General features: G+C 38.0%; 14 protein-coding genes. 8 read left to right on the plus strand and 6 right to left on the minus strand.

Translation table 11 applies throughout. The features are described 5' to 3' along the window. Positions 1 to 127: 127 nt before the first annotated feature. From ACJG85_RS02960 to ACJG85_RS02975, 4 genes are all read left to right on the plus strand, one after another. Positions 128 to 1243 (plus strand): DUF1972 domain-containing protein, encoded by a 1116-nt coding sequence (locus tag ACJG85_RS02960; protein ID WP_412464806.1) that lies wholly within the window; start codon positions 128 to 130, stop codon positions 1241 to 1243. A gap of 67 nt (positions 1244 to 1310) precedes the next feature. Then, a complete protein-coding gene (locus tag ACJG85_RS02965; RefSeq protein WP_412476884.1) occupies positions 1311 to 2537 on the plus strand; it encodes an O-antigen ligase family protein in 1227 nt (408 codons plus the stop codon). Further along, positions 2534 to 3517, plus strand: coding sequence for a UDP-glucuronic acid decarboxylase family protein (locus tag ACJG85_RS02970; protein WP_409675219.1), 984 nt, complete (start codon positions 2534 to 2536; stop codon positions 3515 to 3517). Before ACJG85_RS02965 ends, ACJG85_RS02970 begins: the two co-directional genes overlap by 4 nt. A gap of 6 nt (positions 3518 to 3523) precedes the next feature. Beyond that, positions 3524 to 4891, plus strand: coding sequence for an undecaprenyl-phosphate glucose phosphotransferase (locus ACJG85_RS02975; RefSeq protein WP_412464808.1), 1368 nt, complete (start codon positions 3524 to 3526; stop codon positions 4889 to 4891). On the opposite strand, the gene ACJG85_RS02980 is transcribed toward ACJG85_RS02975, so the two are convergent. From ACJG85_RS02980 to ACJG85_RS02990, 3 genes are read right to left on the minus strand one after another with little or no spacing between them, the layout of a single operon-like run. Next, positions 4888 to 6072 (minus strand): glycosyltransferase family 4 protein, encoded by a 1185-nt coding sequence (locus tag ACJG85_RS02980; protein WP_412464809.1) that lies wholly within the window; start codon positions 6070 to 6072, stop codon positions 4888 to 4890. The genes ACJG85_RS02975 and ACJG85_RS02980 overlap by 4 nt on opposite strands. Next, positions 6072 to 7157, minus strand: a complete 1086-nt coding sequence (wecB, locus tag ACJG85_RS02985; RefSeq protein WP_412476885.1) for a non-hydrolyzing UDP-N-acetylglucosamine 2-epimerase — start codon at positions 7155 to 7157, stop codon at positions 6072 to 6074. Before wecB ends, ACJG85_RS02980 begins: the two co-directional genes overlap by 1 nt. Before the next feature lie 4 nt (positions 7158 to 7161). Then, positions 7162 to 8475: a phenylacetate--CoA ligase family protein gene (locus tag ACJG85_RS02990; protein WP_412464811.1), complete on the minus strand. Its 1314-nt coding sequence runs from the start codon at positions 8473 to 8475 to the stop codon at positions 7162 to 7164. A 124-nt stretch (positions 8476 to 8599) separates the two neighbouring features. On the opposite strand from ACJG85_RS02990, the gene purD reads away from it, so the two are divergent. After that, positions 8600 to 9874 carry a phosphoribosylamine--glycine ligase gene (purD, locus tag ACJG85_RS02995; protein ID WP_412464812.1) on the plus strand — a complete coding sequence of 425 codons (1275 nt, stop codon included), beginning with the start codon at positions 8600 to 8602 and terminating at the stop codon, positions 9872 to 9874. On the opposite strand, the gene ACJG85_RS03000 is transcribed toward purD, so the two are convergent. After that, a complete protein-coding gene (locus ACJG85_RS03000) occupies positions 9866 to 10096 on the minus strand; it encodes a DUF6341 family protein (RefSeq protein ID WP_409675237.1) in 231 nt (76 codons plus the stop codon). The genes purD and ACJG85_RS03000 overlap by 9 nt on opposite strands. Positions 10097 to 10141: 45 nt before the next feature. Here ACJG85_RS03000 and ACJG85_RS03005 point away from each other — a divergent pair, with 45 nt between their 5' ends. After that, positions 10142 to 11071 (plus strand): DUF6427 family protein, encoded by a 930-nt coding sequence (locus tag ACJG85_RS03005; RefSeq protein WP_412476886.1) that lies wholly within the window; start codon positions 10142 to 10144, stop codon positions 11069 to 11071. On the opposite strand, the gene upp is transcribed toward ACJG85_RS03005, so the two are convergent. Then, the gene (gene upp / locus ACJG85_RS03010) at positions 11066 to 11719 is read right to left on the minus strand and encodes a uracil phosphoribosyltransferase (protein WP_412476887.1); all 654 of its coding nucleotides are present in this window, start codon (positions 11717 to 11719) and stop codon (positions 11066 to 11068) included. The genes ACJG85_RS03005 and upp overlap by 6 nt on opposite strands. Positions 11720 to 11816: 97 nt before the next feature. On the opposite strand from upp, the gene ACJG85_RS03015 reads away from it, so the two are divergent. Together ACJG85_RS03015 and ACJG85_RS03020 are read left to right on the plus strand one after the other, a co-directional pair. After that, the gene (locus ACJG85_RS03015) at positions 11817 to 12422 is read left to right on the plus strand and encodes a DUF4254 domain-containing protein (RefSeq protein ID WP_412476888.1); all 606 of its coding nucleotides are present in this window, start codon (positions 11817 to 11819) and stop codon (positions 12420 to 12422) included. 56 nt (positions 12423 to 12478) lie between these two features. After that, entirely contained in the window at positions 12479 to 13477 is a 999-nt protein-coding gene (locus ACJG85_RS03020; protein ID WP_412477183.1) for a glycosyltransferase family 9 protein, read from the plus strand. A gap of 44 nt (positions 13478 to 13521) precedes the next feature. Here the strand turns inward: ACJG85_RS03020 and ACJG85_RS03025 are convergent, their stop codons facing one another. Continuing rightward, entirely contained in the window at positions 13522 to 14577 is a 1056-nt protein-coding gene (locus tag ACJG85_RS03025) for a 2Fe-2S iron-sulfur cluster-binding protein (protein ID WP_412476889.1), read from the minus strand. Positions 14578 to 14594: the final 17 nt, after the last annotated feature.

A 14594-nucleotide genomic window follows, 5' to 3' on the forward strand; every position in this document is an offset into this window, starting at 1 on the left:
ATGGATTTTGTATTATCCATTTCCAGCGCGACTCAAGATGGCTTTTTGTGCAGATAAAAAAATGTTCTAAAAAGAGATTAATCAGGGGTTGAATTTTCCTATTTTTGACACCTGAAAAAGGAAATCAATGAAAATAGCCATACTAGGAACCCGTGGTGTGCCGAATTATTACGGAGGTTTTGAACAATTTGCTGAATTCTTCTCAGTGTATTTGGTACAAAAAGGACATGAGGTTTATTGCTATAATTCCCATGACCATCCTTTTCAGGAAAAATCTTTTCACGGTGTTAACATCATACACCAATATGATCCGGAATACAAATTAGGTACTTTTGGTCAGTTCATATACGATTACAATTGTATTATGGACTCCCGTAAAAGAAATTTTGATATTATTCTTCAGTTGGGTTACACCAGTAATTCTATTTGGTATTTTCTGCTACCCAAAAAATCAATCATTATTACTAACATGGATGGTTTGGAATGGAAGCGAACCAAATATTCCAAACCGGTACAGCAGTTTCTGAAGTTTGCCGAAAGATTGGCCGCAATCAGCAGCGATTTTTTGGTTTCAGATTCTATAGGAATTCAAAAGTTTCTCGACACCAAATACAAAAAAGAGTCTACTTATATCGCTTATGGCGCCTATCCTTTTGACAGTCCCGACGCATCTATTTTAAATGAATATGGCTTAGAGAAAGAGCAATACAACATGATAATGGCTCGTTTTGAACCCGAAAATAATTTAGATATGGTATTGGAAGGTGTAGCCATGAACGAAGATAAAACGCCTATTTTGGTAATAGGAAAGCACGAAACCAAATACGGAGAATACCTTAAAAATAAATTCAAAGCTCACGAAAATATTAGGTTTTTAGGCGGTATTTACAACCTTGAACACCTCAATAATTTACGCTATTTTTCGAATCTGTATTTTCATGGGCATTCGGTTGGCGGAACCAATCCGTCGCTTTTGGAAGCTATGGCTTCAAAAGCATTGGTTATTGCTCATAACAACGATTTTAATAAAGGCATCTTAAAAAACAACAGCTACTATTTTTCTAACGCTCAGGAGGTCAAAAATATTCTCAATGCTATCAAAAAAAATGATAACTTGCAATTAGTTCAAAACAACTACGACGCTATCGTTAACGAATTTAATTGGGACAAAATAAATGGGGAATATTTACAACTCTTTGAAGACTGTTTTGCAAAGTCTCAGAAAAGAAAATCAGAACAATAGTTCTTTCCTTCCAACCCTTCTATTACTGTTAACAGTTCCCTTAGTTTATGCCGCAAATAATGTGGCGATGGGTGTTTTTCTAATTTTTACGTTGGTAGGATTTCGCAAAACGCATTTTAAAATCCAAATTTCATTACTGCTTCCGATCGTATTATTCTTTCTAATGGCTATTTCTTGCTTTTGGTCAATAGATCAAAAAAGCTCTCTTGCCGCGTTGTTTAAAGAGATTCCGTTATTAATTATTCCGTTGGGCTTTTTGTTAGGGAAAGATTTTACTAAAGAACAAAAACAGAAGATTATTGCAACTTACAGCTATGCAATGCTGATTTTGGCTGCATTTTTTATAATCAGAGCCCTTATCCGTTTCGCCTTAAATCATGATACAAGAGCGTTTTTTTACCACGGTGGTAATGAAGACGATTTCGGATTGGTACCCAAGTTGCTCAACGCCATTCACGTTTCTGTTTTTGCGGCCGTAGCCTTTTTTTATTTTTTTACCAAGACTCTCAGAACCCAAAGGGACACTTTATTTGCTGTTTTTCTTTTGGGATTCATTCTATTACTTTCGTCTAAAAACATAGTGTTAATCGTGTTGTTGTTGAGTCTGATATATCTTTTCTTTTTCTCCAAGTCAGCCCATCGATTGCGATTGCGAAATTTGATAGTTTTTGTATTGTTGATAGGACTTGTTTTTTCGATTGGAAGAATCAAACACCGTTTTCAGGTAGAGTTTCAAACCAATACCGATAAAAGTCTAAGTGCCAATGTTATCGAGGGTGTTCCGCAAGGCGTACATTATGTCAGTATAAAAGAGGCTTGGACCAATCCGACATTTACACCAAACGATTATTTCCCGGGTACCGCTTTCCGGGTTTACCAGTTCAGAATTTTTACCGAACTAATTCAAGAAGACGCCGTTTTCTTAACCGGTTTCGGCCTCAATGCTTCTTACCCTAAAATTCAAGAAAAAGCCCAACAATACAATTTATACATGGGTTATGATGGCACAGATGGTTATCAAACCAAAAACTTCCACAACCAATATGTTCAAAATTTTGCAGAGTTAGGTCTTTTTGGTTTTATACTATTGTTAATAATGTTGATTATTAACGTTAAAAACGCATATAACACAAAAGATTTTGTGCATTTTGCTTTCGCAATTCTAATGATAAGTTTATTTTTGACCGAATCATTTTTATGGAGACAAAGAGGGGTGGTTTTTTTCACAACACTTTATTGTCTTTTTAATTCCGGAATTTCTCTCGAGAAATCCAAACCCGACCAAGTTATATGAAAAGAATATTAATTACCGGAGCCGCAGGTTTTTTAGGTTCTCATTTGTGTGACCGATTTATTGCCGAAGGATATTATGTGATTGGAATGGATAATTTAATCACAGGAGATTTAAAAAATATCGAACACTTATTTAAAGATAAAAACTTTGAGTTCTACCACCACGATGTAACCAAGTTTGTTCATGTCCCCGGAAAATTAGACTATATTTTACATTTCGCTTCACCGGCCAGCCCAATAGATTACTTAAAAATCCCCATTCAAACCCTAAAAGTCGGGTCATTGGGAACCCACAATTTGTTAGGACTAGCCAGGGTAAAAAAAGCCAGAATTTTAATTGCGTCAACCTCTGAAGTCTATGGTGATCCGTTAGTGCATCCGCAAACAGAAGACTACTACGGCAATGTAAACACCATTGGTCCGAGAGGCGTTTACGATGAAGCCAAACGCTTTCAGGAATCTATTACAATGGCTTACCATACTTTCCACGGATTGGAAACCCGTATAGTGAGAATATTCAATACTTACGGCCCAAGAATGCGACTTAACGATGGACGTGTGATTCCTGCCTTCATAGGGCAAGCCCTTCGAGGAGAAGATTTAACTATTTTTGGTGATGGCAGTCAAACCCGATCATTTTGTTATGTAACCGATCAGGTGGAAGGTATTTTCCGCTTGTTGCATTCGGATTATCCTTATCCAGTAAACATTGGTAATCCGGATGAAATTAGCATTAAAGATTTTGCCGATGAGATTATCAAATTAACCGGGACAAATCAAAAAGTGGTTTACCATCCACTACCAATAAATGATCCTTTACAACGCCAACCCGATACGACTAAAGCCAAAGAGATTTTAGGTTGGGAAGCCAAAGTAAAGCGTGAAGAAGGAATGAAACTTACTTACGAATATTTTAAATCTCTTACTTCTGAAGAACTTTTGAAAGAAGAGCACAAAGATTTCAAGGGATATATCCACTAGTATCGTATGACGGCACAACAAACAGGAAGATATTCAAAGTATATCAGACCAATCAGTGTATTGTTTGATTTGATCGTAATTACCACTCTGAGTTTGTATTTTTTCAGAGAGTTAAACCTTAATTACTGGTATTACTTGACCTATCAAACGGTAACTTGGTTATTCATTGCCTTGATTGTTAAGTACTATGAAGTGTTCCGATTTACTACACCTGTAGAAATTATCACTAAGCTCGTCAAACAGTTCAGTATTTTTTTACTGGTAGTCATCGCTTTTTTTCCTTTTGCTAAAACAGCGATTTTCAGCGGAAAAGCTATAGCCGTTTTAATGACTTTTAGCTTCGTAATGATTGTGGCATTCAAGTATTTTTTGTTCTTCTATTTAAAGAAATACCGTTTAGTAACCGGTAGCAACTTCAGAAATGCCGTGATTATCGGATACACACCGGAAGCCATAAGATTGAAAGAAGTTTTTGAAAACAGGAGAGATTATGGATACAGATTCTTCGGGTATTTTTCAGATAAGAAACAAAACCCGGAAGTTTTAGGAAAAGTAGATGATATAAAACATTATGTAATCGAAAATAAAATCGATGAAATTTATTGCTCCCTAAATGAAATTTCGAACGAAAAACTAAAAGACTTGGTAGAATTTGCCGATGATAATAAAAAGGCAATCAAGTTCATTCCAGATACCAAAGAAATTTTTTCCAAAAACCTGAAGATCGATTATTACGAACTATTTCCGGTTTTATCACTCCAAAAAACCCAATTGCACAACCCTTATATCAAAGGGATCAAACGTGCCTTTGACATTGTATTTTCATTAATTGTAATTGTATTTTTGTTGTCTTGGCTTATTCCTATTCTGGCCATTTTAATCAAGTTGGAATCCAAAGGACCGGTGTTTTTTAAACAAGGAAGACCTGGCTTAGACGAACAAGAGTTTTTTTGCTATAAGTTTCGCTCAATGCAGGTGAACCGCCACACGGAAAAAGAAGCTTCAAAAAATGATCCCAGAGTTACAAAAGTCGGAAAGTTTATGCGCAAAACCAGCGTTGACGAACTCCCGCAATTTTTCAATGTACTTATAGGTGATATGTCGGTAGTTGGGCCAAGACCGCATTTATGGTCGCAAAACAAGGCTTATGCCAGTCGTATAAAAAAGTACATGGTACGTCATTATGTAAAACCGGGTATTACCGGCTTAGCGCAGGTAAAAGGATTCCGTGGTGAAATTGAAACTGAAGAAGACATGATAAATCGAATCAAGTTAGATGTTTTTTACATCGAAAATTGGTCGATGATTATGGACTTAAAAATTATCCTTCAAACGGTAATCAATATCTTTAAAGGGGAAGATAAAGCCTATTAAAACACTTCTTTTTCAATCAAATTCTTCAGCTGATTGTTTAAGTCGAAAGCAATGTTGGCTTTATTGAAAACACTTTGTTTCATCGTTGCCAAATCGGCTTTGTTAAGTTTGGAAATTTCGACTAATTTTTGATTCAATTCTTCAAAATTCCCCACCGAAGCGACCCAACCCAATTGGTTTTCCGCTACAATAGTTTCGCCTTCTCCGCCACCAAAATACAACACCGGAAAACCCAAAGCAGTATATTCAAAAATTTTGGAAGGAACCGAGCCGTAAATTCTTGTTTTTAAAGGTACCAGAGCAATATCGAAGGTTTTCAGCGTTTCGTGTAAGGACTTTCTATCCAGCATGCCATGATAAAAAACTTTAGGGTTTCGTCCATTGGCTATATGCGATTCAATAGCGGCTTTTTCGGCACCATCACCAAACAAATGCAATTCGATATTCAAGTCTTTTAAATCAATTTGCTGACACAATTCGGATACGCCTTGGGCAATTCCTAAAAGTCCGGCAAAAAATAACTTCACCGGTTCATCTTCCGTTGTTTTTAACTCGAAAGCACTGGTTTTATGATCTGGAAAGTTTCGGTAAAGCAAAGCCTTCTTCTCAGGGAAAAGCGTCTTTACATGAGTGAGAATCTCTTCAGATTGTCCAATGATAACCGTTGCTTTCTTGTATAGGAAACGCTCCATGAACAAAGAGATTTTATGCGAAAAAGAGCCTTCTTTTATTGCCTTTAATTCCAACGCAGCCAAGGGCCACAAATCGGAAATGTTGAGAATGATTTTTTTCTTTTTAAGCGATAAAACCATGACCGACAGAAACGACAACAACAATGGAGGCGATTGTACAACAATCTTTTTGGGCGTCTTGCGAAACAATAAATAGCAAAACAAACTCAACGAAAATGACAAAACCGAAAGGATGCGAATCAAGAGATTTTTACTCACACTCGGATAAATCCAAAGTCTTTTTACAGTGATATTATCTCGATTTTCAGTTACCGAGAATTTACCTTTATATTCAGGAAAGAGTTCTCCTTTAGGATAATTTCCCAGCGGACAAACCACAGCAACCTTGTAATTATTCTCCTGTAGTTTGAGCGCCAATTGTTCAATTCTATTGGCAGCAGCGCCTTTTTCGGGCGGATAGTAATTGGATATAATGAGAATTTCTTCCATTACTTTTTCAACAGAATTTCGACGATGCGCTCGGAAGCTTTTCCATCCCAAAGTTCCGGGATACCTGCAGGTTTCGGACCGTTTTTCAAAAAGGCACTGAATATTTTTTTCAGATTTTCTATAGACGTTCCTACCAAAGTATTGGTTCCGATGGTTTGAGTTTCGGGTCTTTCGGTATTGTTGCGCATGGTAAAACACGGAACGCCCAAAACCGTAGTTTCCTCCGAGATTCCTCCTGAGTCGGTAATTACTGCAAAACTGTTTTTAACCAAATACATAAAATTCAAATAGCCTTGCGGTTCCACCATAAGGGTGTTTTTCAGTTCGAATGACTTATCACCTAAAATGGCTTTAGTACGTGGATGTACCGGAAAAATTATTTTCTTCTCACCAGCCAAAGCATCTATCCCTTCCAACAAGGTTAGTAACGATTGCGCTTCATCTACATTAGCCGGGCGATGTAACGTTAAAACGATGTAATTTCCGGGGCTTAGTCCGAATTCATCCCAAAAAAACGGCGTTGAGATTCGGTTTAAATTTTGGTGTAAAGTGTCGATCATCACGTTGCCCACAAAGTGAATATCGTTGGGATTTGCACCATATTTCAGTAAGTTTTCCGAAGCCGTGGTTGAGGTTGTGAAAAAATAGTCGGTGATACTGTCTGTTACAATTCGGTTAATTTCCTCCGGCATGCTCATGTCTCCGGAACGAATTCCGGCTTCAACGTGGGTAACTTTGATGTGACTTTTTTTGGCTACAATAGCACAGGCCATAGTCGAATTGACATCGCCAACAACCAAAACCAAATCACAAGGATGTTGTTGTAACTCCTTTTCAAAAGCCACCATAATGGCTCCGGTTTGTTCGGCTTGCGTTCCGCTTTTTACTTCCAAGTTTGCATTAGGATGCGGAATGTTCAATTCTTCAAAAAAGGTATCGCTGAGGTTTTTATCATAATGTTGGCCGGTATGTACTAATCGGTAAGTAATGTCAACGCCTTCGTTTTGTTTTCTTTCAATGGCTTTAATAATGGGCGCAATTTTGATAAAATTAGGTCGGGCACCGGCTACAATAGTAATTTTCATAAGGCTAATTTAGTAACGAAACAAACTGTTTCAGTTTTCCGCTTTTACTGCGTTCTAAGGTTTCTTTTCGAAGGAAGTTAAAGGTCAATCCATTTTCCAAATAAGTTGTAATGGCTTTTTCAATGTCTTTAATTTGATCCAAAGTCAACGCTTTTTCGCTCACATATTCAATGTCAAAAGTATCAATTTTGGTTTGTTTAATCACAAATTCTTTCACATTTCCATCGTCTTCAATAATGCTTTTGGTGACATAGTAGAAAGTCAATCCGGGCGATTTTTTTCCGCTGGGCAACAGTGCAATATCATTGGTTCTCCCGATGAGTTTTTTCAGTATGGTTTTTTTTGGCGTACTTTTCTCATCCAAAATTCCAATATCGCCTATGTCATAGCGAATAAACGGATGCGCTTTGTTGTACAGCGAGGTAATGACTACTCGGCCTTCTTCTCCATTGGGCAATACATTGTTGTCCTCATCTAAAATTTCAACATACAAAGTTTCACTGTTTACCTGCCATTCACCCTGCGGATTCTGAAAAGCAATCAAATCCAATTCAGAAGCGCCGTATTCGTTAACCACAGGAACACCAAATTGGGTTTCCAATAAAATTTTATCGCTTTCAAAAAGCATTTCCGAGGTCACCACACAACATTTTAAGGTAGGACAAATGGTAGTTAAAACGATGTTTCTTTGTTGTAAAAATTTGGCAAATAAAACGATAGAACTCGTATAGCCGTTGATATAATCGAATGGCTTTTCTTCGAACTTCACCAAGACGCTCTCCAACACTTTGTCCGATAAATCGAAGATAGAAAATCGGTAGCGATGGCTCAAAAAATCTTTGATTCGCTCTTTGGTGTTTCCGATAAAATCCAACGGAATACCATAAAATCGAGCTTGTAAGGATTGGTTAAAATCAAGACCAAACCAACCAAAACGGTTGATAATATTGACCCAAGTTAACGCATGGGAAAATCTATCTTTGGCAAAAATAAACGGGTCGCCACTTGAACCGGAGGTTTTGTTTACATAGACGTTTTTAGTTGTAAATCCTGTGGAAAGCCTTTCTTGTAAAGGTTTTTGAAAATCCTTCTTGGTCATAACCGGTAGTGATTCCCAAGCTTCCGGATTAGTATTTCCGACTAATGCCTTATACAAAGGGTTATGATTCAGGTGAAACGCAACAATTTCATTTCTTTTTTGAGCGATGTACTGAGGATATTCTTCTTCAGCAATACTTTGGATATGGTCAAATGCTACCCGAGCTTTCTTTATCGGAAAGCTTTTCAACCAAAGCGAGAAATGAAATAGTGGAAACACCGCTGTCAATTTTCACCAAAAATAAGAAAAGCAAAGCGTTGCGACGACAAATTTTTAAAAGAATGACTTTAAAATCCATCAAAAACAAACTACTTTTGTGCCACAACTACAAACAACACACAACATGACCATTTTACTATTGGGTTCCGGAGGAAGGGAACATGCTTTAGCCTATAAATTATTACAAAGTCCGACATGCAAAAATCTTTTGGTAGCACCGGGAAATGCAGGAACTGCTAATATAGCTACTAATGTAGCCATTAATCCTACAGACTTTGAAGCCATCAAATCTTTAGTAATTAAAGAAAGCATTGAGATGGTAGTGGTTGGTCCCGAAGATCCTTTGGTGCATGGGATTTATGACTTCTTTAAAAGCGATACTCAAATCAGCCACGTTCCGGTAATTGGTCCTTCCAAATTAGGCGCTCAACTCGAAGGCAGTAAAGAATTTGCCAAAGAATTTTTAGTCAAACACCAAATTCCCACAGCGGCTTACGCCAGTTTTACTGCCGAAACCGTGGAGCAAGGGTGTCAATTTTTAACTACTTTACAACCGCCCTTTGTGTTAAAAGCCGACGGATTAGCAGCCGGTAAAGGCGTATTAATTTTACAAGATTTACAAGAAGCCCAAACAGAATTGCGCAATATGTTGGTAAACGCCAAGTTTGGCGTCGCCAGTTCTAAAGTGGTAATCGAAGAATTTTTAGATGGTATTGAGTTGAGTTGTTTCGTATTAACCGACGGTAAAAATTACAAATTACTTCCCACAGCCAAAGATTACAAACGAATAGGAGAAGGTGACACCGGATTGAATACCGGAGGAATGGGCGCTGTATCGCCGGTACCGTTTGCGGATGCCGTTTTAATGGAGAAAATAGAAACCCGAATCGTAAAACCTACAGTAGCCGGATTGCAAAAAGATGGTATCGAATACAAAGGATTCGTGTTTATCGGATTGATTATTGTGAAAGGAGAACCGATGGTAATTGAATATAATGTGAGAATGGGCGATCCAGAAACCGAAGTGGTAATGCCGAGAATCCAATCCGATTTAGTGGCCTTGTTTCAAGCGGTAGCCGCTCAAAAGCTAGATGAAGTAACCTTAACTATTGATCCTCGTAGCGCTACGACCATTATGGTAGTTTCAGGAGGATATCCGGAGGATTATGATAAAGGATTTGCCATTTCAGGCATTGAAAACATTACAGATTCTTTAGTGTTTCATGCCGGAACCAAACAGGAAAACGGTCAAGTGGTAACCAATGGAGGTAGGGTTTTAGCTGTTACTTCATTTGGCGACAGCTTCCAAGAAGCCATAAAAAAATCTTACCAAAATATAGACAAGCTACATTTTGATAAGATGTATTTCAGGAAAGATATCGGCTTTGACTTAGCTTAAGAAAGAGTGAGCCGTAGTATCTTGGTTTTCTTCGTTATTGTCTTGGTGCTTTTTCAATTCTTTACACCAGTACACGATGTATTTACAACAAACAATGATTAAGGTCCAGCTTACGATGTTGGCTAACCACCAGTTGCTCAATTCTAACTCTCGTAACCAATCTAAAGGTTTGAATAAAAAGTCTACAAATAAAGTTTGAATAGCTTCGAAAAATGCTTTCATTTTATAAAATGTTATATTTACACCACAAATGTATAAAATATCCTCATGATTACAAGCATTTTTAAAAAATCAAGTATAGTTAATTATACCTTGGTGTTTCTTTTGCTTTTAGCTGCTTTTTTTGTGTACCAAAACAGTTTGTTGAGTCAGTCAAATCCCGTGATTGGCAGTTCAGCTAATGCTTTGTTAATCATACTTTTATTGGTTTGTTTCTTCTTGGTGAATTTTATAGTGAAGAAAAACGGACTAACCAAAAACAGCAGCTATGCTATTTTGTTTTTCTTATTGTACCTGATGCTTTTCCCTTCGGTTTTTAGCCATTCAAATCTGTTGTTTGCCAATTTCTTTTTGCTTTTGGCTATGCGAAGACTAATTTCTTTGCAAACATTAAAAGCGCCGAAAGAGAAAATTTTCGATGCTTCCATGTGGATTTTTATTGCCTCATTGTTCCATTTTTGGTGTATACTTTTCGTACTGCTGGTATACATTTCAATCATTTTCCACGTATCAAGAGATTACAGAAATTGGTTGCTTCCGTTTGTGGCTTTTGTGGCTACAACAGTGGTCTTTCTTTTAGCGGCTCTATTGATTGATGTTTCTTGGATTAGCCATATTATAAAGCAGACCCGAATGAATTTTGAGTTGGACTATTTCACGAATAACTTTCAAAATGCGGCGCTTTCCTTTTATGTGGTGGCGGCACTTTATTTTTGGCTTTCTATGGTTTTCACTCTAACGAACAGACCCCTAATTTTGCAAGCCTCATACAAAAAAATGGTCTTGGGATTTGTGATAGGTAGTGTGGTTTTTTTACTATCACCGGAAAAAAACAACGCCATGTTGTTGTTTACTTTTTTCCCATTAGCCGTAATGACTACCAATAATATAGAATATTCACAAAACAAAATGTATCAGGAAATAGTGTTGTTGCTATTGACAACCGGGAGTTTTATTGCCTTTTTTGCGCAATTATAGTTTACTGCCGTATGCCAAATCTCCGGCGTCACCAAGTCCAGGAATGATGTAGTTTTTCTCGTTTAAGCGGTCATCCAAAGCCGCAACCCAAAGATGACAATTATCCGGCAGGTTTTGTTCTAAATAAGCGATGCCCTCAGGCGCAGCAATTACTACGGCTATATGAATCTCTTTCGGCTTTTGCTCTAAATGCAATTTATGCAATACGGCTACTATTGATTGTCCTGTCGCCAACATCGGATCAATTAAAATGAGGTTTTTATTTTCAAAAGAAGGTGCCGCTTGGTATTCTACTAAAATTTCAAATCGATCATCGTTATTGTAATGATGGCGATAAGCCGATACGAATCCGTTTTCCGCATTGTCAAAGATGTTCATAAAACCGGTATGCAAAGCCAATCCGGCGCGAAGAATAGAACATAAAACCACATGGTCAGCAATAGTAGTTGTGTGTTTGGTGCCTAGCGGTGTTTGAACATCAATGTCTTTATATTCAAGTGTTTTACTCAACTCATACGCCATAATTTCACCGATGCGCTCAATATTTTTTCGAAAACGCATGCTGTCTTTTTGGATGGTAACATCACGAATTTGGGCCAAAAAATGGTTGAGAATACTGTTTTGCTCAGAAATGTAATGAATGTGCATGGACGACTTAATTTTTGTTGAGGTAAAAGTATAAAAAACTATCTTTGCACCCGAGACCTTTTGGTTGATTACTAAGAAATAAAATAAAAACTGCGTTATGTTTTCACAATTTGCCTTCCCGATTTTTGAACAATGTATCAAAGATTATCACATCATAGACGATGTTTACCAACCTACTTTAAACCCATACGCCAAAGGAACCATCGAGTATTTGTTGTATGCAAAAAATTGGGTTGACACCGTACAATGGCATTACGAAGACATCATCCGTGACCCGAATATCGATCCGGTAGCCGCCTTGGATTTGAAGCGAAAAATCGATGCCTCTAACCAAGTGCGTACGGATATGGTGGAATATATCGACAGCTATTTTTTACAAAAATACAAGGAAGTTCAAGTTAAACCTGATGCCAAAATCAATACCGAAAGTCCGGCCTGGGCCATCGATCGTTTGTCGATTTTAGCGTTGAAAATTTACCACATGAGCGAAGAAGCCAATCGTGCAGAAGCTACTGACGAGCACAGAGCCAAATGTCAGGAGAAACTAAACGTATTGTTGGATCAAAAAAGCGATATGTTTGTATCTATCAACGATTTGTTGACCGATATTGAAAACGGCGACAAATACATGAAAGTGTACAAACAAATGAAAATGTACAACGACGAAGACTTAAATCCGGTATTGTACCAAAACAAAAAATAACCGACAAACTTTTGTCAACACCAATTACACATATAGCCGTCATCCGATTATCTGCCATGGGCGATGTTGCGATGACGGTTCCTGTTATACGCGCTTTGGTTCAGCAAAATCAGTACGTTAAAGTCACCGTGGTTTCCCGACCGTTTTTCCAGCCTTTTTTTGACGAAATTCCCAATGTCGATTTCTTCGCCGTTGACCTTAACGGCCGACACAAAGGCACTATGGGTTTGTTCAAACTGTACGCCGATTTAAAAAAGCTTAACATCAATGCTGTAGCCGATTTGCATAATGTTTTACGCTCCATTGTTATTCGGAATCTTTTCGCTTTAAGTGGCAAAAAAGTGGCTTACTCCGATAAAGGCCGTGCGGAAAAAAAAGCATTAACCAGAGCGAAAAATAAAATTTTTGAACCGGTAAAATCGATGGTGGAACGCCATGTGGAAACCTTTCAAAACCTCGGATTTGAAGTCGATTTAACACTGCCGAATTTTCCCGATAAAGCGCAATTTACGGAAGTAGTTTTAAAAGTTTGCGGAGAAAAAGGGAATGCGAATTGGATTGGTATCGCACCTTTTGCCCAATATGAAAGCAAAGTTTATCCGCTCGATTTGATGCAGGAAGTCATTACTAAATTGGCCGAAAACAACAGCAACAAAATTTTTCTCTTTGGCGGCGGTTCTAAAGAAACAGCACAATTGCAAACCTTAGCGGCTAACAAAAACAATGTAGTAGTAGTAGCCGGAAAGCTCAAATTACAACAAGAACTACAGTTGATTTCTCATTTGGATGTCATGTTGTCTATGGATTCCGGGAATTCGCATATTGCCGCCATGTTAGGGGTTAAAGTAGTAACGCTATGGGGCGCGACACATCCGTATGCCGGATTCAAACCTTTCAACCAACCTTTAGATAATTGCTTGACTGCCGATCGAGAAAAATACCCGCTTTTGCCTACTTCTGTTTACGGAAACAAAATAGTTCTGTGCTACGAAGACGCCATGAGAACCATACCGGTTGATGCTGTGGTGGCAAAAATAAATTCCAATCTTGCCTAAACAAAATTGGAATTTAAAGCTATTGTGGTTTGAGTGTTTAAAGACTACACATCATCAAAATCCACATAAATTTCTGTCGTAGTCGGATGCGCTTGGCAGGTTAAAACCAATCCGTCGGCGACTTCACTATCGGTTAAAATCGAATTCTTTTTCATCACGGCTGCGCCATTGGTGATGCGAGCCAAACAAGAACTGCAAATACCGCCTTGACAAGAGTAAGGTGCATCGATGCCTTGTTTTAAAGCGGCTTCTAACAAGGTTTGCTTTTGCGACATTTCGAAAGTGGTTTCTTCATCATCTACCAAAACCGTGATTTTAGTATGACCTTCTTGAGAAGTTGCGGCTGTATTATCAGCAGCAGTTGAAGTAGAAAACAACTCAAACTTGATGTTTTTCTCGGCCACATTGTGCTCTTTCAAAACCCCGGAAACCAAGTTAATCATTTCTTCCGGACCGCATAAATAAAACTTATCAAACGTTTTTTCTTTGTGTTTGTTGTGCAGTACGAAATTAACGGTTGCTTTATCAATACGACCAAAAAGGTCATGATCTATTTTGGCCTGACTGTACACGAAATGCACAAAAAAGCGGCCTACATACTGTAATTGCAGGGCATGTAATTCGTCGTGAAAGATAGTTTCTTCCGGAGTTTTATTCCCGTAAACCAAAACAAATGTACTGTTGGGTTCGTTTTCTAAAACCGATTTCAAGATAGCCATTATTGGGGTAATCCCGCTACCGGCTGCAAAAGCGGCATAGTTTTTTTGATTAGAATTATTAGGCTCAAAGGTGAATCTTCCCTCGGGTTGACTCACTTCCAAAAGATCGCCGGCTTTCAAATGCTCATTGGCAAATTTCGAAAAGTGACCGTTTTTAACCGATTTGATAGCAATGCGCAATTCACCACTGTTAGGCGATGAGCAAACTGAATAAGCGCGACGCACTTCTTCGCCGTCTAAAGTTAACTTAAGATTTACATATTGCCCGGCGGTAAATTGGTAAGCCGATTGTAATTCGGCCGGAATGGTAAAAACCACTGAAATGGCACTTGGCGTTTCGCGTTTTACTTCTTTAATGTATAATTTATAGAAAGTGGACATGGAGTAGTATTTTTGAC

Source organism: Flavobacterium mekongense, assembly GCF_047038255.1.
Taxonomy (GTDB): domain Bacteria; phylum Bacteroidota; class Bacteroidia; order Flavobacteriales; family Flavobacteriaceae; genus Flavobacterium; species Flavobacterium mekongense.